Raw genomic sequence first — 19,564 nt, 5'->3', positions numbered from 1 at the left:
GAAGCCCATTCGGTTCAGGGCAGTAGCCTAATCCCGGTCGGTCCCGGGTCGCGATTTAATCGCGTATAAACGATTCGAAACGGACTTCCACCGGGCCAGCTTCGCCCACCTTGCCGCCCGCTTCAATCACCGAGCTCCCGTGGACGCTGATGGTGGATTTGATAAAATCCTCCTCGTCGGCCTTGTAGATGTTGTCCACATATTTCTGCGGGTTCCGGTCGATATAGGGAAACCAGGTACTGTGAATCTGTATCATGATCCGGTGGCCCTCCTTAAAGGTGTGCAGCACATCCTGCAACCGGAAATTCACCTCGGATACCTCCCCGGGCACAAAGGGCTCCGGGTGTTCAAAACTGTTGCGGAACCTGCCGCGGAATACCTCGGAACGAACGAGTTGCTGGTACCCGCCCATGACGATGTTTCCCGGGTTGTGCTCGTAGTTTTCGTGGTCCTGGGGATACACGTCGATGAGTTTCACCACAAAATCCGCATCGCTGCCCGTCATGGATACCTGTAGTTTGGCCAGGATTTCCCCGGCGATGGTCCGCGGGTCCTCCAGGGGCTCCGTCTCAAAGGTGAGCACATCGGGCCTGCGGGAGGCAAACCGCTGGTCGTCGCTCATGAACCGGCGGGGCGTAAAGGTGAGCCCCTCGGTCTGGGAGGTATACGGAACCGGCTTGTCCGGGTCGCTGGTATAGGAGAACACGGCATCGGGGTCCGTTGGGCTGTCCAGGGAAAGCGTCCCGTTTTCCCCGAAATACAGGGAGAGCGGCGCCACGTCTTTCGGGGGCCACTGATCAAAGCTCCTCCACTGCTTGGTGCCCGTATCGAACATATAGGCCTCAGGGAGGGTCAGGGTGCCCTCGTCCTTGAGGTGGTAGTTGAAGAATTGCCGTTCGATTTCCTTTTGGTAGTGCGTGGAAATGCTGTCGCCGAAATAGATGTGGTTATGGGTGGTCTGCCCGCGCTCCCGCGTCCAGCCCCCGTGGTCCCAGGGTCCCATCACCAGGGTGTTCTTCGCTTGCGGGTTGTGGGCCTCGATGGTTTTGTAGATATTCAGCGGCCCGTACAGGTCCTCGGCGTCGAACCACCCCCCGACGGTCATCACCGCATGGTCGATCCCGCGCAGGTGGGGCAGGATATTCCGTTTTTGCCAGAAGTCGTCGTAATTCGGGTGTTCCACGATTTGTTCCCAGAAGAAATTATCGTGGTGGAATTGTTCGGTTATATTTTTTAACGGGCCTTTTCGCAGGTAAAAATCGTACCCGTCGCTGGCCGGCTCCCCGTAAAAACGCATAATCTTGTCCCGGTACCAGGGTTCCCGGGTCCGTTCTTCCTTCTGGTATCCGAACACCGCAAAGGCCGCCGTATAGCTTTGGAGGTAGGCCCCCTGGTGGTGGAAATCGTCGAACCAGAAGTCCGAAATCGGCGCCTGGGGGGAGGAAGCTTTCAGGGCCGGGTGGGCATCCGGGAGGGCGGCAGCCGTGTAAAAACCCGGATAGGACACCCCGTACATGCCCACGCGTCCGTTGTTGTTGCCGATGTTGTTTATCAGCCACTCAATGGTGTCGTAGGTATCCGAACTTTCGTCGATGGCAGTCGGGTCGTCCGGGTCGTTTCCCGGGATATTCGGGGTCATATTGTCAAAGGTGCCGTCGCTCATGTACCGGCCCCGCACATCCTGGTAGGCCAGGATATACCCGTCCCGGACCAGGTAATCCGAAGGGTAGCGGTTCACCTGGTAATTGGAGTAATTCGAGGCGTTATAACAGGTGCGGTTAAGCAGGATCGGATAGGTCCGGCTTTGGTCTTTCGGCGTGTAGACCACCGTAAACAGTTCCACCCCGTCCCGCATGGGGATGTGGTATTCTGCCAGGTCGTAGTGCTGGCGGAGGTAAACGGAGTCGATGGGTTCGCTGCTGTGGGCGGGAAGGGCGAGCAGGCAGAGGACGAGGAGAAGGAAGAGTCGTTTCATAGGGTAATCCGTATCTGTTTTCGGTTGATGGAATTCGGTTTAGATGCGTGCGTTCACAGACCTAAAGATAACCATTCATCACGGGAATTGGCGCGGGCGGCAAATCAGGCCTGGGGTACGCGAGAACCGGCAATGGGTTCCAGGGCCCCAAGGGCTTTCCCGATGGAGGTCACCCGTTCAAAAACCAGCAGCAGCCGCAGCCCGTTGCGGGTTTGCTTTTCTTTCAGACGGCCACTCCCGGGGTGGGATTGCACGTATTGCAGCATCCGTTTGAAGACGGCGCTTTGGTAGAATTCCGATTGCTGGTCGGCGATGAAGTAACCAATCAGTTTCCCTTTTTTCATCACGATTTTTTCCAGCCCCAGGGCGGTCGCCATCCACTTCAGCCGGACGGATTCCAGCAGGTCGGACGCGGGTTCCGGCAGCGGGCCGAAACGGTCTTCCAGTTTCCTCCGGAATGCGGCCAGATCCTCCTCATTGTCCGTATCGTTCAATTCGGTATACAGGCTGAGCCGTTCCGAAACGCTATTGATGTAATCGTCCGGGAAGAGGAGCTCAAAATCCGTGTCGATCTGGCAGTCCCGGACGTATTGCTGCCGGGGGCCTTCCGTTTCCCGGTAGAGGTCCTTGAATTCGTTATCCTTGAGTTCGTCAATGGCTTCGGCCAGGATTTTCTGGTAGGTCTCAAAGCCGATTTCATTGATAAACCCGCTCTGTTCGCCTCCCAGCAGATCGCCCGCCCCGCGGATTTCAAGGTCTTTCATCGCGATGTTGAAGCCGCTGCCCAGCTCGGTATATTGCTCCAGGGCTTCCATTCGCTTGCGCGCCTCCGCTGTCATCACGTGGTAGGGGGGCGTGATAAAATAGCAAAAGGCCTTTTTGTTGCTCCGCCCCACGCGGCCGCGCATCTGGTGCAGGTCGCTCAGGCCGAAATTGTTGGCGTTATTGATCAGTATCGTATTTGCATTGGTTACGTCCAGGCCGCTCTCGATGATCGTCGTGGAAACCAGTACGTCGAATTCGCCGTTCATGAAATCGAGCATGAGCTTCTCCAGCTTTTTCCCCTCCATCTGGCCGTGGCCGATGCCGACGCGGGCATCCGGGACCAGGCGCTGGATGAGCCCGGCCACTTCTGCAATATTCTCGATCCGGTTATGGACAAAAAAGACCTGCCCGCCGCGCTGGATCTCATATCGGATGGCATCGCGGATTACCTCCTCGCCAAATCGGACCACCCGGCTTTCGATCGGGTAGCGGTTTGGGGGCGGCGTGTTGATGACGGAAAGGTCGCGGGCGGCCATCAGGCTGAACTGAAGCGTCCGCGGGATGGGGGTAGCCGTAAGGGTCAGCACGTCGATATGTTCCTTCAGGCTCTTGAGTTTGTCCTTGACCGAGACGCCGAATTTTTGTTCCTCGTCCACAATCAATAAGCCCAGGTCCTTGAATTCCACCTGTTTGCCCACCAGTTGATGCGTGCCAATCACGATATCGAGTTTCCCGGATTTCAGGTTCTCCAACAGCGTGCGCCGCTCCTTTGCACTTCGGAACCGGTTGAGGTAATCGACGGTTACCGGCATCTCGGCGAGCCGTTCCCCGAAGGTGCGGAAGTGCTGGAAGGCCAGGATGGTCGTCGGCACCAGGACGGCCACCTGCTTCCCGTTATCCACCGCCTTGAAGGCGGCCCGGATGGCCACCTCGGTTTTTCCGAATCCCACATCCCCGCAAATCAGCCGGTCCATGGGGCGTTCACTTTCCATATCTGCCTTCACGGCTTCGGTGGCGGTACTCTGGTCCGGGGTGTCCTCATAGACAAAAGAGGCCTCCAGTTCGTGCTGGAGATAGCTGTCGGGGGCGTGGCTGAATCCTTTTTTCATCCGTCGCTTCGCATAGACCTGGATGAGGTCGAAGGCGATTTTCTTGACGCGCGACTTGGTTTTCGCCTTGAGTTTCTTCCAGGCAGCCGACCCGAGTTTGTAGATCTTCGGCACGGTCCCGTCCTTGCCGTTGTATTTGGCGATTTTATGCAGGGAGTGGATGCTGACATAGAGGATGTCCCGGTCGCCGTAGATCAGTTTGATGGCCTCCTGCTGTCGGCCTTCCACATCGATTTTCTGCAGCCCTCCGAATTTGCCGATCCCGTGGTCGATGTGGGTAACGTAATCGCCGATTTCGAGTTTGTTGAGTTCCTTCAGGGTAATTGCCTGCTTCTTGGCGTACCCGTTGCGCAGGTGGAAGCGGTGGTAGCGCTCAAACAACTGGTGGTCCGTGTAGCAGCTGAGACCGAGTTCCTCGGACTGGAAACCCCGGTAAAGCGGCCGGACAATAGTGGAATAAGGGACATCCCGGCCGATCTCTTCAAAGATATCCCGGAAGCGGTTGGCCTGTTGTTGGGAGGAGCAGAACAGGAAGTTCTGCATTCCCTTTTCTGCGTTTTCCGCCAGGGTGTCCCGAAGCAGTTCAAATTGCTTATTAAAGGCGGGTTGGGGCATGACCCGGACGCGAAGCGCTGTACCGGCCGTTCCGGTTTCGCCGGATTTCCCGTCCAGGGCCACCGTGCGGAACCCGCCGAGCTCCCCCCGAAACGACCGCCCGTCCAGGAAGAGCGCTCCCGGTTCGGCATGGGCCAGTTCGCCCTCCAGTTTTGTAAAGGCTTCCCCGGCTTTCTTAAAAAGCTTGTCCAGCTGGGCAAAACAAAGTTCGGGCTGCTTGATAAACAGCAGGGTCCGGTCCGATATGTATTTGAGGAAACTCTCCCGGGCCTCGTGCAGTATCTTGTCGGCCACATTGGGTACCAGGGTAATCTTCTTGTGTTTGTCCGTCGATAACTGGGTTTCCACGTCAAAGCTCCGGATGCTGTCGATTTCGTCCCCGAAGAATTCCAGGCGGTAGGGTTCGTCATGGGAGAAGGAGAATACGTCCACGATGCCTCCCCGCACCGAAAATTCGCCCGGCTCGGTTACAAAATCGACCCGCTTGAAATGGTACTCAAAGAGCGTTTCGTTCAAAAAGTCGAGGGAGAGGTTGTCGCCCACCCGGACTTTCAGCGTATTGCGGCTGAGTTCTTTCCGGGTAACCACCTTCTCGAACAGCGCATCCGGGTAACTGACAATCAGGGCCGGCTTCTTGCGGGAACTGATACGGCTGAGCACTTCCGCCCGCAACAGTACGTTGGCGTTATCGGTTTCCTCAATCTCGTAGGGTCTGCGGTAGCTGCCCGGGTAAAAAAGCACATTGTCCCGGCCCAGCAGTTCCTCCAGGTCGTTCAGCACATAGGCGGCTTCTTCCTTATCGCCCAGCAGGACGAGCATGGGGCAGACCTGTGCTTTAAAGGTTTCCGCAACGACAAACGAGAGGGAAGATCCGGTGAGCCCGTCCAGGGACACCGTTGCGGCGGGTTGGGCAATAGCGTCCTGCAGATCCCTGAAAAAAGGGGCCTGTTGGAATTTTTCCCGGATCGTTTCCAGATTCAAAGGCAAAATTTTGTGCAAAAATAGGGGGATGCCAGCAAGTGGGCAATTTTTGGTGCGGGTTTCACGATTTTTCGGGATCGCCGTGGGTAAAGCGCTCCTGAAACTTCCGCATCGGATTGGTCCTGCGGTTTCGGTAGCCGTGCCACCCGACGAGCAGCAGGAGCAGGGCGGCGCCGGCCAGGGGCACGTAAAAAAGCGGCCCGGAAGACTCCTGGTGGCGGAAGGCGATGGCAGCCAGGGCCCAGATACCGACCAGGGCAAATTCCCGCATGTTTCGGCTCAATACCATAAATACGTTGAGGGCAAATGCCACCAGGACCAGGGCCAGGGCCCATTGAACAGGACCGATCCCCCAGCCGTCCCACCCGAGGTATTCCAGGTAGAGGGCGGCATTGGCGATAACCGCAACCGAAACCCAACCGGAATAGAAACAGATGGGCCACCAGACAAAGGCGATGGTGCCAATCGGGGCGTCCCACCGCTCCATATTTAGCCTGCGGATGATTGCGGCCAGGCAGGCCAGCAACCCAACGATCACCAGCAGGGACATGCCGATCCACTCCCTGGTAAAGACCACCACCCAGGCGGCATTCAGGAGGTTTGCCCCGATAAACCAGGGGGCGGAACGGGCGATAAATTCGTTGTCCCGATCGTAGCGGGAACTCCGGTAGATACCGTAGATCGCAAAGGCCAGCAACCCGATAAAAATAAGACCCCAGATGGCAAAGGCATATCCTGCCGGGGTGAAGAGCGTATCGTATTTCCGGCTGATTTCCCCGACAGCCGGATAGGGCCACATACCGGATTGGGATATCCCGTTGACTGCCAGGACCAGCATCGCGGATAAAAGGTTCAGGTACGACCAGGTCTTGTTCATGACTTGCTGCTTTTAGTTGGGGTACCGGAAATAGCGGCCTCCAGGGGAACCACTGCATCCCCGGTCAGGGCAAAAAACCGGTCGCCCGGTTCCGGGTCCAGGGCATGGGTGCCGGTAAACGCCCCGAATGCCGGGAGGATCAGTTGGTTGGTTTTCAGGTGGAAGCAGGGCAGGCGAAGCGTCTGCCGCCCCGCGCCACCCAACCGGACCGCCGGATGGATGTGTCCTGCAATATTAAACCGGCCCGCGGCTGCCTCCGGGTGGTGGGTCAGGGTAAACGGCCCGGCTTCCAGGGAGTCGTACAATTCAATGCCCAGGGCCTCGTAGCGCAGGGGGGAAATAACGTCGTGGTTGCCGACCACCAGTTGCATCCGGGAAGTGCACGCCCCGGCCCAATCGGAAAACAGCTGCCATTCGCGGTTGATATGCGAATGGAAGAGGTCGCCCAGAAAACAGAGCGTCCGGGGCTCAAAATGCCTGCGGATGGCCTCAAGCCTATCGAAATTTCGACGGATCGCAGCGCGGGGTACGGCAGCCCCGTGTTTGCGGAAATGCATCACCTTCCCCAGGTGCAGGTCGCTGAGCAACAGCGTGGAGGCGGCTGGCCAGAACAGGCCGCCCCAGGGGTGGAATACCACAGATTCGCCGGCGAGTTCCAGGGAGTGCGTCATCTGGTCAAAGATACCGAATCTCAGCGACCTCCGCGGGTCAGGATCCGTGTCATCCGGCGGATGCGGTCGGCGAGTTTTTCACTGGAGAGCTTTTCCCGCAGCCGGTCCGTGATAATCGGGAAGGAAAACGGCGTGTATTTTTCGCAGGCCTTCCAGAGGATTTCCTGCCGGGAGATCCGTTCCAGGGCTTTTCGCAGGCGTCCTTCTTCCAATTGGTGCTCAAAGGTCTCCCGGAAAGCCTGCCGGAAGAGCAGGTGGTCCGGTTCGTAGTCGCGGAACACCTCAAAGAGCAATTGGGAATTGCTCTGCAGGTGCTTCATCTTGATCCCCTTTTTCGGGTAACCCGTAAACACCAGGCCACTGATCACAGCGATGTCGCGAAATTTCCGCCGGGCCATTTCAGTGGCGTTCAGGCTTTTCTGCAAGTCGTCCAGCAGGTATTCCGGGCTGAACAAGTCGTTGTCCAGGATCACCCCGATATTCAGTTCCCGGTCGGACAGGAGCTCAAAGCCGTAGTCGTTGTAGGCCAGGGAAAAGGTGATCGGGGACAGCAGGCTGATGCGGTAACTGAGCAAGCTCGCCATGGCCTCGTGTACAAACCGTCCTTCAAAGGGGTAGAACAGGTGGTGGTACCCCTCCCGGCTTTGGAAGGTTTCAATCAGGAACTGGTCCGGCCCCGGGACGATACTCTCGAGTTGCTGCCGTTTAAAGAGTGCGTCCAGGGATCGGATTTCCCGGGATTGCTCCCCGGCCGGCCGGCGGTGCGAATAGAGTTCTTCCCGGAGCAGTTCGGACATCTCGCTCGACAGGGTCAATCGCCCGCCCATCCAGCTGGGCACCTTAGAGGTTTTCCTGCTGGAATTCCTGACCTGGGCCACCATGTCCCGGATCCGGATAAATTCCAGGTTGCGCCCTGCAAAAGTAAAGACGTCGCCGGGGTTGAGTTTGGAGATAAACCACTCCTCGATCGTCCCGATGTACCCGCCTTTCTGGTATTTTACAGTCATGTGCGCGTCCCCCACAATCGTGCCGATCTGAAACCGGTGCCGCATGGCGACGCCCCGGTTGGTAACCTTGAACAACCCGTCGGGCAGTACCTCCACCTTTTTGTATTCGTCGTAACTGGCCAGGCTCTGGCTCCCCATCACCAGGAAGTTCAGCAGCCATTCCCAGTCTTCCCGGCTCATGGCCTGGTAGCAGAACGTTCCGGTCACCTCCCGGTAGATTTCCTCCGGCAGGAAGCCATCCGACACGGCCAGGGTAGTCAGGTACTGGACCAGGACGTCGTAACTGGCCAGGTACGGGATGCGGTCTTCCACGGCCTGCTTGCGAACGGCCTGTTGCAGGGCGGAGGCCTCGATGAGTTCCATGGCGTGGGTGGGCAGGAAATAGATGACGCTTTCCCTCCCCGGCCGATGCCCGGACCGGCCGGCCCGCTGCAGAAACCGGGCCACCCCCTTGGGCCCGCCAATCTGCACCACGGTCTCCACGGGTGCAAAATCCACGCCCAGGTCCAGGCTGGAGGTGCAGACCACGGCGCGGAGGCTTTCGTTCCGGATGGCCTGTTCCACCCAGTTCCGGGTGGCCTTGTCGATGCTCCCGTGGTGCATGGCAATGTCCCCGGCGAGTTCCGGGTGTTTTTCCAGCAAGGCCCGGAACCAGATCTCGCATTGGCCCCGGGTATTGGTAAAGAGCAGCGTGGTCTTGCTGTTCCGGATAATCGGGATGACGTGTTCCAGGAGGTGGAGCCCTAGGTGGCCCCGCCAGGGAAAGGTCTCCATCGTATCCGGGATAATACTCCGGACCGTAATTTTCTTGTCGATTTGCGCGCGGATCAGCACGGAATTTTCCAGGGCGCCGGATTCCGGACCGAGCAACACCTGCCGGGCCTGTTCCAGGTTGCCGATGGTGGCGGAAATCCCCCAGATCCGCAGGGCAGGACAAATGGTTTTCAGGCGGGAGAGGGCCAGCTCCATCTGTACCCCTCGTTTGCTGCCGAGCAGTTCATGCCACTCGTCCACGACAATGGCATAGCAGTCCGCGAACAGCTTTTTATAGCCCTTGGTGGCCAGGAGCAACTGCAGGCTTTCCGGGGTGGTGATCAGCAGGTCGGGGAGGATCTTGCGTTGCCGGGCGCGTTCGGCACTGGAGGTGTCGCCGGTCCGTATCCCCACCTCAAATGGGATGTCGAGGTCCCGGGTGATTCGTTCGGCCGATTGGTGGATTTCCCGGGACAGGGCGCGCAGCGGGGTGATCCAGATGGCCTTGAGACCTTTTTTGTGCCCATCCCGGAAATTTGGGTGCTGCCGCATATACTCCAGGAGGATCGGGAACCAGAGGGCGTAGGTTTTCCCGCTTCCGGTGGGGGCGTTCAACAAGCCGTGGCGGCCCTCCATAAAGGCGGCCCAGGTCTTGTGCTGGAAGGGGAATGGGTCCCAGCCTTGCCGTTTAAACCAATCGGAGGCGATGGCCATCAGGGCGTCGGTATCCGGGGGTTGCCCGGTAGGGTGCTTGGGGCCTGCCATGGTTCAGGGGATCATGTTTTCGAGTTCCGCAAGCGTGTTTGCCTCGGAAATGGGTTTGTCTTTCCGCCAGCGGACGATCCGCGGAAAACGGGTGGCAAAGCCGCTTTTATGCCGCCCGGACCGGGCAATCCCCTCAAAGGCAATTTCAAAAACGTGTTCGGGCTTCACGGAACGGACCGGACCAAAACGCTCCAGGGTATTCCGCTTGATCCAGGCATCCACCTGCCGGAATTCGGCATCCGTCAGTCCGGAATACGCCTTGGCAAACGTAACCAGCTCGCGGCCGTTTTCCGTATCGGCCCAGAGCGCAAAGGTGTAATCCGTAAAAAGGTTGCTGCGCCGTCCATGGCCGCGCATGGCATAGGTGAGCACGGCATCCACCGTGAAGGGGTCTACCTTCCACTTCCACCAATCCCCTTTTTTCCTTCCCACGCCGTAAGCCGATGCCCGTCGTTTGAGCATGAGCCCCTCGCTCCGGAGTTCCCGTGCCCGCCCGCGTTCTTTCCGGGCCGCATCCCAGTCCTTGATTTCCAGCGTTGCCGAGAGGTCTGCCGGCAAGTTGGGGTCTGCCTGCAGGGGTTCGATCAGCGGGTCGAGCAGGGCCCGGCGCTCCGTATAGGGCAGGTCCCGAATGTCCTTGCCTTTCCATTCCAGCAGGTCGTAGGCCCTGAGGATTACCGGAATCTTCTGAAGCAGGGCGTTGGTGACTTTTTTACGGCCCAGTCGCTTTTGCAGGTCGTTGAAGCTTCCTACCTGTCCCTTGGGGTAGGGCAGTATTTCCCCGTCGATGACCGTGCCGTCGGGCAGGGCCTCCGCCAGGTCCGCGAGTTCCGGGTAGCTCCCGGTGATCAACTCTTCGCCCCGACTCCAGAGGAAATGGGTCCCCCCGCGCACAATGAGTTGCGCCCGGATCCCATCCCATTTGTGCTCCATCAGCCATGCCGAGGGATCCCCCAGGTCTTCGGGCGTCTCATCCACCGGATAGGCCAGGTAGAAGGGGTAGGGTCGGGACTGATTTTCGGCCTGCTGCTCCTGCAACACCAACTCTTGGAAACTCGTATTGGCCGGGTCCCAATTGCCCATCAGCCGGAAGGCGAGCAGGTCTTCCCCGATGCCCGTGGCCTGCGACAGGGCCCGGGTCATGAGTTTCTGGCTGATCCCGATCCGGAAGCCGCCCGTCATGAATTTGGTGAGGACAAATCGCTCATAGAACCCCAGTTTTTGCCAGTTTTCCTGGAGGTAGGCTTTTTTTCCGGATTCTTCACGGCCCCTGAGCGCCACGATGTCCTCCAGGTAATCGGACAGGGAACGGGCTCCCGAATCCGGGTTCCCCGACTGCGGGATCACCAGGGCGATAGTCTCAGCCAGATCGCCCACGATATGGTAACTCTCCTCGAATAGCCAGAGCGGGATGCCCGCCAGTTCCGACGCCCATTCCCGAAGCAGGCGGGTATTGACCGGACGGGGTGGGCGGCGGTGCGAAAGGATGGCGATGGTCCAGACCTTATCCGGCCCCGGGGCGCTGTCGAAGTAGCTGCTCAGGGCATCCACCTTGACGTTCGTCTTGTTGGTGGCATCCAGGGTCCGTATGAGTTCCGCAAATGCCCTCATGTCACTACCTGCGTGTCGTTTTCGGGGGTTTCCCCCTCGTATTGGGTTTCCTCTGTACGTGCGTCGTACCCGTTTTCGGCCAGGAAGCGCGAAAAAATATGGGCGTATCCGTGCGTGCAGATGACGCGCTCCGCCCCGGTGGCCCGGATGCTATCAAGCAGCCCCTGCCAGTCGCAGTGGTCGCTCAGGACAAAACCCTGGTCTACCGCACGCCGGCGCCTTGCCCCCCGAAAAGCCATCCAGCCGCTGGCAGCGGCTACCTCATAGGGCACCATCCGCCGCATCCAGGTACTGCCATGGGCGCTGGGCGGGGCCAGAACGAGGTTGCCGCGGAGTTCCTCCCTCGTGGTTTCCCCGGTTACCCGGGTGGTTTCCGGGAATCCGGCCAGCGGGCGCAGTACTTCCGTCATATTTTCAATGGCCCCGTGGGTATAGATCCGGCCGATGTCCGGGTCCAGGCCAGCCAGGAGTCGTTGGGCTTTTCCCAGGGAATAGGCGAGCAAAACGGAGGTTTTCCCCCCTTCCCGGTTCCGCGCCCACCAGGCGTTGATATCCCCCAGTACTTCCGCTTGCGGCCGCCATTTAAACGCCGGCAACCCAAATGTGCATTCCGTGATAAAACTATGGCAACGCACAGGTTCATACGGCGTGGCCAGGCCGTCGTCTTCGGTTTTATAGTCGCCCGAAAACACCCAGACTTCCCCCTGGTATTCCGCCCGAATCTGGGACGATCCGATAATATGTCCGGCCGGGTGAAAACTAAAGCGCACGCCGTTGACGGTAAAGGATTCCCCCCATTCCCGGCCACTGACGCGGATATCGCCCAGCCGGTGGCGGATAATCGGTACGTTTCTATGATGGGTGATATACCGGCCGTGACCGGGCCGGCTGTGGTCGGCATGGCCGTGGGAAATCAGGGCGCGGTCCACGGGTTTCCAGGGGTCCAGGTAGACGTCGGCAGGCGGGCAGTAAATGCCCCTGTCGGTGAATTCCAGAAGCGGTTTTTCCATAGCTGTGTGAAGGTACGGAATTCCGGGAACAGGAAGGACCCCGAACGTTTGGCGTCCGTTTCGATTTGGCCGGCATTACCCGTTGTGTTTCCCCCGTGGGAACCCATGGTAAAACCCCCTTCTAAGGGACCTGTAAATCTTTGCGCCATGAAGGGTTAAAACCCTTCGGGGAAGCGGGCAAATCCTTTGAAAAGAAATATATTTGCAGAGATAAACGCATTGCAGACCATGCCCATTTTAGATTTATACAACCACTCCGAGAAACGCCGCAACCTGGCGCACTTTGCAGCCATCGCCTCCCTGGCGGCCGTTGACGGAGCGGTCAACCCGGCGGAAAAGGAAATCCTGGACCGTTTTGCCCAGAAACTCAATATCACCGATGCCGAATATAAGGAGGTGATGAAGAAGGAAAACAAATACCCGATTGAGGCCCCCTTCGAGATGAAGAAGCGCTACGAGCGGCTCTACGATTTCTTCCGGATCATCTTCTCGGACCACGGAATCGACGCGGAAGAAGAGGATCTGGTACGCAAGTACGCTATCGGGATCGGCTTCAGCTCAGAAATGGCCGACAAGGTGCTTAAAAGTTCTACGGAAATTTTCAGCGGGCAGATTCCGTTTGAAGACTACCTGCTGCTCATGGAGCGCCGGAAGTAAAGTGCCGGAAGAATTGCGATGGCCGTTCCTCTGCCCCGTTCTCACCCCCGGGCTCAGGCGTATTGCGCCATAAAGGACTCGGCTTTCTCCACCATTTTACGGCTCCCGCAGAAAAACGGCACGCGCTGGTGCAGTTCTGTAGGCGTAATCTCCAGGATCCGGCGGTACCCGTCCGATGCCCTGCCCCCGGCCTGTTCGGCCAGGTAAGCCATTGGGTTGCATTCGTAGAGCAACCGGAGTTTGCCGTTGAAGGCCGTACTGCTCTTTGGGTAGATGTAGATGCCCCCCTTGATCATATTCCGGTGGAAATCCGATACCAGGGAACCGATGTACCGGGACGTGTAGGGCCGGTCGTCCTCTTCCTTCTGGCAGTATTTGATATAGTCTTTGACCCCCTGCGGAAAGTGCGTGTAATTCCCTTCGTTGACCGAGTAGATACGGCCCGTTTCCGGAAACTGCATGTTGGGGTGGGAGAGGTAAAACGTGCCGATGGCCGGGTTGAGGGTAAAGCCGTTTACCCCGTGCCCGGTGGTATAGACGAGCATCGTGGAGGTGCCGTAGATAATATACCCGGCCGCTACCTGGTTCACCCCGGGTTGCAAAAAGTCCTCCAGGGACACAGGCGACCCGATGGGGGTGACCCGCCGGTAGATCGAAAATATGGTTCCCACCGACACATTCACGTCGATATTTGACGAGCCGTCCAGGGGGTCTATCAGTACGACGTATTTGTTTTGGTGCTGTTCGTCCTGGGAATTGATGGTGATGAAATCGTCTTCTTCCTCCGAGGCAATGCCGCAGACGATCTCCCGGTTCTGCAATGTCTGTTTGAATTTTTCATTGGCCAGCACATCGAGTTTCTGCTGGCTCTCACCCTGGATATTCGTTTCGCCGGCAGCTCCCAGGATGTCCACCAGCCCGGCCTTATTCACCTCGTGGTTAACCACCTTGGCTGCAAGGCGGATCGCGTTGATCAGTTTGGACAATTCGCCCGTGGAATACTGGAATTCCTGCTGGTTCTCAATGATGAACTCCCCGAGGGTCTTGTTTTTTCTCTGCATCCGGGCGTATTAGGTGGTTGTGCCCACAAATATCGTTTATTTTGTGAAACTATATCGTTTTCGCTTATCAGTCGTTTTTAAGATTTATAACTTTGTGTTTTATTTGTAACAGATATGGAAACCAGCATACGACCCGCTGAGGAGGCGGACATGAAAGAAGTATACCGGTTGATTCGGGAGCTCGCCGTTTACGAACGGGAACCCGATGCCGTTGAAGTGACCGAGCAGCAGCTGCTCCGGGACGGTTTCGGACCCGACCCGAAGTTCCGCTGCTTTGTTGCGGAACGGGATGGCGGGATCGTCGGTATGGCCCTGATCTATCCCCGTTATTCGACGTGGAAGGGCCCGGCCATCCACCTGGAAGACCTGATCGTCACCGAGGAGGCGCGCGGCCTGGGGGTGGGCAGTGCGCTGCTCACCGAAGTGATCCGGTACGCCTCCGGGCAGGGGGTTAAGCGCGTGTGCTGGGAAGTTCTGGACTGGAACGAACCTGCAATTGACTTTTATGAAGCCCGCGGAGCCCGGGTCCTGAGGGACTGGGACGTTGTCCAATTGGACGAGGCGGGGATTGAAGCTTATCTCAAGGAATATGCGAGTATTTAAATTCGGGGGTGCCTCGGTAAAGGATGCGGACGGAGTCCGCAATGTGTTGAAGGTGCTCAGCGAGACGGGGACGGAAAAGACATTCCTGGTGGTATCCGCCATGGGAAAGACCACCAACGCGATGGAAGCCGTGGTGCGCGCCTATTTTGAGGACAAAGGCACGCTGGCCGCTGCGCTGGATGAGGTGGTGGCCTATCACCTCGGTATCGCCGGGGAATTGTTCCCGGCCGAAGGGCACCCGGTTTTCGACAGGCTTCGCGGACTCTTCGAAGAGGTGCGAGGTTTCCTCGCCTGGAACAAGTCGCCCAAATACGGGTTTGTCTACGACCAGGTCGTCGGCTATGGGGAACTGCTCTCCACAGTAATTGTCAGCGCCTTCCTGGAGGATAGCGGCATCGCGAATACCTGGCTGGACATCCGCAAATACATCAAAACGGATTCGAATTACCGGGACGGCAACGTCCAGTGGGAGCGTACCCAGGAGGCAATCGCCACCCTGGCCCCGGGGAAAGAGCTCTTCATTACCCAGGGGTTCCTGGGGAGTGACGAGAACAACTTCACCACAACCCTGGGCCGGGAGGGATCCGATTATACGGCGGCCATTATCGCCTATTGCCTGAATGCCCAATCGGTTACCATCTGGAAGGACGTGCCCGGGGTCCTCAACGCGGACCCGCGCTATTTTGAGCAGGCGAGCCTCCTGAACCGGATCTCCTACCGGGAGGCCATTGAGCTGGCGTTTTACGGGGCATCGGTTATCCACCCCAAGACATTGCAACCCCTGCAGCGAAAGGAAATCCCGCTGCACGTCAAGTCCTTTCTGAAGCCGGCCGACCCGGGGACCACGGTGGGCTCCGGCAAGGGGATCGAACCCGAGGTCCCGTGCTTTATCGTCAAGAAGGACCAGGTACTCATGCGGCTGTCTTCCCTGGATTTTTCCTTTATTGTGGAGGACAGCATCGGCGACCTGTTCAAATTGCTCCACGACCACCGGATGAAGGTCGATATGATCCAGAATTCGGCCATCAGTTTCTCCGTGTGCATCGACAACAAGTTTGGCCGGTTGCCCGAATTGCTCCAACAGCTCCGGGGACGCTTCAAGGTGGTCCACCACGAGAACGTATCCCTTTATACCATCCGCCATTTCAATGCGGAGGCGATCCGCTCTTTGCAGAATGGCCGGGAGGTACTCCTGGAACAGCGGAGCAAGGAAACCGTGCAGTTGGTGGTGAAGTGACCGCGGGGCGGTAATTCCTTCACAGACATTTCGAAATTCCCGGATTGTAGGGGTCCTCCCCGGTCAATTTTCTATCTTTACCTGTATAGCAACAGCAACCTATGAGTTTAGTGACTGCCAAGGAGGTGTCCCGGGCCATCAACCTGGACCGGTATGGATTCCTCGGAACCCTGATGGGCTGGGTCCTGATGCAAATTACGCGGATCAGCAGCATCAACCGCTTTTACAAGCGGCACCGGCACCTGGAGGGTACCGAGTTCCTGGAACGGATCCTCGAGCACTACGAAATCGACTTTGAAATCCCCGAAGAGGACATTAAACGGTTGCCTAAGGAAGGGGCTTTTATCACAATCAGCAATCACCCCCTGGGCGGGATTGACGGGGTGCTCTTGCTGAAACTCCTGCTGCAGCACCGGCAGGACTACAAGATCATCGCCAATTTCCTGTTGCAGCGGATTGAACCGCTGGCCCCGTTTATCATGCCTGTCAACCCCTTTGAAAACCACCGGGACGCCAAGAGTTCGGTGGCGGGTTTCAAGCGCTCCATGGAACATCTGGGGGGTGGCCACCCGTTGGGCATTTTCCCTGCCGGGGAGGTCTCCACCTACAAGGAAGGCCAGCACTTCGTGGACAAGCCCTGGGAGGAAGCGGCCCTGAAGCTGATCCGCCGCGCCGAGGTCCCGGTAGTCCCCATTTATTTCCACGCCCGGAACAGCCGGTTGTTTTATTACCTCTCCCGGATCAACGATATTTTCCGAACCGCCAAACTCCCCTCGGAACTCACCACCCAGCGGAACCGGAGCATCAAGGTGCGGATTGGCCACCCCATTTCGGTTGCCGTGCAAAAGGAACACGATACCCTGGAGGAATTCTCGGACCTGCTCAGGAGGAAGACCTACCTCCTGGCAAATGCCTATGAGCGGGAGCGACTCATAGACCAGATCCCCGGCAGCCTGAAAATCCCCAAGCCGCCCCGTCGCATTGCCGATGCCGTACGGAGCGAAGTGATCCAGGGGGAAATTGAGAAGCTGCGCGAAAAGAACTGCCGCCTGCTGCAAAACCGGAATTACGAAGTATTCCTCGCCCAGAAGAAGGACATGCCTTTTATCCTGCAGGAGATTGGCCGGCAGCGGGAAGTGACCTTCCGGGCCATTGGGGAAGGGACCAACAAGTCCATCGACCTGGACCGCTTTGACGACTACTACCACCACCTTTTCCTCTGGGACGACCAGGAGAAGAAAATCGTCGGGGCCTACCGGATGGGGATGGGGTCGGAAATATTCGAGAAATACGGCATCGACGGGTTCTACCTGCAGGACCTATTCCGGTTTGAACCCGAACTATTCGGCATGATGAGCCGTTCCATCGAAATGGGCCGCGCCTATATCGTCAAGGAATACCAGCAGAAACCCATGCCGCTGTTCCTGTTGTGGAAGGGCATAGTGCACACCACGCTCCGGCACCCGGAACACCAGTACCTGATTGGCGGGGTGAGCATCAGCAACCAGTTCTCGAACTTCTCGAAATCCCTGATGATCGAATTTATGAAGTCCCATTACTGGGACCCCTATGTGGCGCAGTATATCCGCCCGAAAAAGGAATTCAAGGTAAAGCTCAACGATGCGGACAAGGAGTTCGTCTTTGACGAAACCGAGTCCGACCTGAACAAGTTCGACAAGCTCATCGAGGAGGTGGAACCCGGCAGCCTCCGACTGCCCGTACTGATCAAAAAGTACATCAAGCAGAATGCCCGGGTGGTGGCCTTCAACGTAGACCCGCTATTCAACAATTCGGTAGACGGTTTGATGTATATCCGGATCGCCGACCTCCCCGAGGACACCGTAAAGCCGGTCATGGAGGAATTCCAGGCAGAACTCGAGCGACGCCTGGCCGAAGGGGCCGGCGGGGAACAGGCTAGCGGAGCTCCCGCTCAATAAAATCCCGGCAATACGCCTTGATCTGATCCCGTGCAGCGATAAAGGCCTCCCGCTTCTCGGCTTCCGAACCGGTAACTTTGGACGGATCCGAAAAGTTCTGGTGCAGCCGTTTGGCGCCGGGCGCCGGGATAAACGGGCAGTTCTCCCGCGCGTGGTCGCACACGGTGATGATATAGTCCCAGGCAATGCCTTCGTATTCATCGACATGGTTGGAAGTGTGCCCCGAGATGTCGATCCCGTCTTCGGCCATAAAGCGGACCGCGTCCGGGTTGAGCCCGTGGGTTTCCACCCCGGCGCTATAGATGCGGGCGGCGGGCTCGGACTGAAGGGCTTCCAGGTATCCGTGGGCCATCTGGCTCCTGCAGGAATTCCCGGTGCAAAGTACAAGGATGTTTTTCATGGGTGTAGAATGCTTGTTTTGGTGAAATAAATGTTTAATCGGTGCCGACGGTTTTGCTTCTGCGTTCAAACAGGATATTGTCCTGCCAGATACCGTCCCTTTTGGCAATTTTTTCCCGGTAACCCAGCCGGCGGAAGCCGACGGCTTCATGCAGGCGGATACTCCCGGCGTTTTGCGGGAAAATCCCGGATTGCAGGGTCCAGATTCCCTGCTGTTCACTCTCGGCGATCAGCTTCCTGAGCAGCGCTTTTCCCGTTCCCTTACCCCTCTGGGCGGAACTCACATATACGCTCACCTCGGCCACACCGCCGTAGACGCAGCGGCCCGAGACCGGAGAAAGAGCCGCCCACCCCGCAACCTGTCCGGAGATTTCGGCTACCAGACGGCCAAAGGGGAGATGTGCCCGGTCCCAGTCTTCATATGCCGGGACCCGGGTTTCAAAAGTGGCATACCCGGTAGCGATCCCCTCTTCATAGATTCGGGCTACCTCGTGCCAGTCCTCGGGTTGCATGTCTCGGATCTGCATGGGGCCTTCAGGTTATCAGCAACAACCAGACGCGGGGTCGCAACCATTCCGGGCCCCGGCAACTGGGGCGGGTTCCGGGGTGCCGCAGATATCGCTCGCCTTGCACTGGGTGGCTTCCGGGGAGAGGCGGAGGACCAGGTGGTCTCCTTCCACCACCTCCCCTGCAACGTGCAACTGGGCGGTGTGGAATTGCCGGTTGCCGTATTCAAATTTTACCGGGCTGTCCAACATCAGCGGTTGCTTGCGGTTGACGCGGGAGAGGATGGCCAGGGCTTTCCGTGCGGTAATAGAGCGATCCGTATGCTCCGGGACAGGGCTTTCCCATAGCTGGATGACGGTTTCCGTCCACGCGTCTGAGCGTCCGCCGCAATCCGTGGCGTCGACACGGATATTCTTGACTTCCGTGATATGGTAATCGGGCCGCAGCAGCTTCCCGGGGGCGTATTCAAAATTCAGCTCCCTTTCCGGGTGCCTTTCCAGGAGATTCAGGAATTCAGAAGTTTTCATGGGTTCGGGTATTGGATTCAATTGTTGTTTCTGTTTTTGTGTGGCTCGATTTGCGGGAATCAACAGGGATTTGCCGGGGATCTGCCGGGTATTTGATGCGCAGGGCGGGTCAACAGCACTGGCTGCTGATTCGGGTGAAAAAAGACCCGAATAACCCCTGTATTTCATTCCACCGGTCGGTATCGATGCAATAGCAGAGGTTCCTTCCCTGAAAATTCCCCCGGAGCAACCCGACTTTTTTAATTTCCGACAGGTGCTGGGAGATGGTGGCCTGGGCCAGGCCGGTTTCTTCCACCAGGTCGCTGCAAATACAGGAGTCCTGCCGGCTGATGTACTGCAGGATGGCTACCCGTGCGGGATGAGCCAGTACCCGGGCAATCTGCGCAATTTCATTCTGTCGCTGGTCGAAGAGTTGGGTTTTGGAAACGCCCATGTTTTACAATTTATATATCGCAATATTACGATAATAAGATTAAAAATAAAAGCCGAAGTGTGTT

The 19,564-nt window shown here is 57.7% G+C and carries 16 protein-coding genes; 4 read left to right on the top strand and 12 right to left on the bottom strand.

Annotated elements, in window-relative coordinates; all coding sequences use genetic code 11:
- Positions 1-55 precede the first annotated feature (55 nt).
- The 7 genes from AC3DKS_RS04715 to AC3DKS_RS04685 all read right to left on the bottom strand — a co-directional run bounded on the left by AC3DKS_RS04715 (position 56) and on the right by AC3DKS_RS04685 (position 12,139).
- A complete protein-coding gene (locus tag AC3DKS_RS04715) occupies positions 56-1,975 on the bottom strand; it encodes a CocE/NonD family hydrolase (protein WP_015753010.1) in 1,920 nt (639 codons plus the stop codon).
- Positions 1,976-2,079: 104 nt separating this feature from the next.
- Positions 2,080-5,445, bottom strand: a complete 3,366-nt coding sequence (gene mfd, locus AC3DKS_RS04710; protein WP_272606762.1) for a transcription-repair coupling factor — start codon at positions 5,443-5,445, stop codon at positions 2,080-2,082.
- Between the two features lie 61 nt (positions 5,446-5,506).
- On the bottom strand, positions 5,507-6,322 hold the full coding sequence (locus AC3DKS_RS04705; protein ID WP_015753008.1) for a TspO/MBR family protein: 816 nt from the start codon (positions 6,320-6,322) through the stop codon (positions 5,507-5,509).
- Entirely contained in the window at positions 6,319-6,993 is a 675-nt protein-coding gene (gene pdeM, locus AC3DKS_RS04700; protein ID WP_015753007.1) for a ligase-associated DNA damage response endonuclease PdeM, read from the bottom strand. Before pdeM ends, AC3DKS_RS04705 begins: the two co-directional genes overlap by 4 nt.
- Before the next feature lie 20 nt (positions 6,994-7,013).
- Entirely contained in the window at positions 7,014-9,518 is a 2,505-nt protein-coding gene (locus tag AC3DKS_RS04695) for a ligase-associated DNA damage response DEXH box helicase (protein ID WP_015753006.1), read from the bottom strand.
- A 3-nt stretch (positions 9,519-9,521) separates the two neighbouring features.
- A complete protein-coding gene (locus AC3DKS_RS04690; protein ID WP_015753005.1) occupies positions 9,522-11,129 on the bottom strand; it encodes an ATP-dependent DNA ligase in 1,608 nt (535 codons plus the stop codon).
- Positions 11,126-12,139, bottom strand: coding sequence for a ligase-associated DNA damage response exonuclease (locus AC3DKS_RS04685; protein ID WP_015753004.1), 1,014 nt, complete (start codon positions 12,137-12,139; stop codon positions 11,126-11,128). The genes AC3DKS_RS04690 and AC3DKS_RS04685 overlap by 4 nt, the downstream gene beginning before the upstream one ends.
- Before the next feature lie 228 nt (positions 12,140-12,367).
- Between AC3DKS_RS04685 and AC3DKS_RS04680 the strand changes: the two genes are divergently transcribed.
- Positions 12,368-12,796, top strand: coding sequence for a TerB family tellurite resistance protein (locus AC3DKS_RS04680; protein ID WP_015753003.1), 429 nt, complete (start codon positions 12,368-12,370; stop codon positions 12,794-12,796).
- Positions 12,797-12,849: 53 nt separating this feature from the next.
- Here the strand turns inward: AC3DKS_RS04680 and fbp are convergent, their stop codons facing one another.
- A complete protein-coding gene (gene fbp / locus AC3DKS_RS04675) occupies positions 12,850-13,857 on the bottom strand; it encodes a class 1 fructose-bisphosphatase (RefSeq protein ID WP_015753002.1) in 1,008 nt (335 codons plus the stop codon).
- A gap of 114 nt (positions 13,858-13,971) precedes the next feature.
- Here fbp and AC3DKS_RS04670 point away from each other — a divergent pair, with 114 nt between their 5' ends.
- From AC3DKS_RS04670 to AC3DKS_RS04660, 3 genes are all read left to right on the top strand, one after another.
- A complete protein-coding gene (locus tag AC3DKS_RS04670) occupies positions 13,972-14,460 on the top strand; it encodes a GNAT family N-acetyltransferase (RefSeq protein ID WP_015753001.1) in 489 nt (162 codons plus the stop codon).
- Complete coding sequence (locus AC3DKS_RS04665; protein WP_015753000.1) at positions 14,447-15,697, top strand: aspartate kinase; 1,251 nt, start codon at positions 14,447-14,449, stop codon at positions 15,695-15,697. The genes AC3DKS_RS04670 and AC3DKS_RS04665 overlap by 14 nt, the downstream gene beginning before the upstream one ends.
- Before the next feature lie 101 nt (positions 15,698-15,798).
- The gene (locus AC3DKS_RS04660; RefSeq protein WP_015752999.1) at positions 15,799-17,634 is read left to right on the top strand and encodes a GNAT family N-acyltransferase; all 1,836 of its coding nucleotides are present in this window, start codon (positions 15,799-15,801) and stop codon (positions 17,632-17,634) included.
- Here the strand turns inward: AC3DKS_RS04660 and AC3DKS_RS04655 are convergent.
- The 4 genes from AC3DKS_RS04655 to AC3DKS_RS04640 form a co-directional block, all read right to left on the bottom strand.
- Positions 17,612-18,034: an arsenate reductase ArsC gene (locus AC3DKS_RS04655; RefSeq protein WP_015752998.1), complete on the bottom strand. Its 423-nt coding sequence runs from the start codon at positions 18,032-18,034 to the stop codon at positions 17,612-17,614. The two genes, AC3DKS_RS04660 and AC3DKS_RS04655, sit on opposite strands and share 23 nt — an antisense overlap.
- A gap of 34 nt (positions 18,035-18,068) precedes the next feature.
- Positions 18,069-18,560 (bottom strand): GNAT family N-acetyltransferase, encoded by a 492-nt coding sequence (locus AC3DKS_RS04650; RefSeq protein WP_015752997.1) that lies wholly within the window; start codon positions 18,558-18,560, stop codon positions 18,069-18,071.
- A 15-nt stretch (positions 18,561-18,575) separates the two neighbouring features.
- Complete coding sequence (locus AC3DKS_RS04645; RefSeq protein WP_015752996.1) at positions 18,576-19,067, bottom strand: DUF6428 family protein; 492 nt, start codon at positions 19,065-19,067, stop codon at positions 18,576-18,578.
- Positions 19,068-19,176: 109 nt separating this feature from the next.
- Positions 19,177-19,500: an ArsR/SmtB family transcription factor gene (locus AC3DKS_RS04640; protein ID WP_015752995.1), complete on the bottom strand. Its 324-nt coding sequence runs from the start codon at positions 19,498-19,500 to the stop codon at positions 19,177-19,179.
- Positions 19,501-19,564: the final 64 nt, after the last annotated feature.

Source organism: Robiginitalea sp., assembly GCF_982776155.1.
This window is presented reverse-complemented; position numbering and strand designations above follow the sequence as displayed.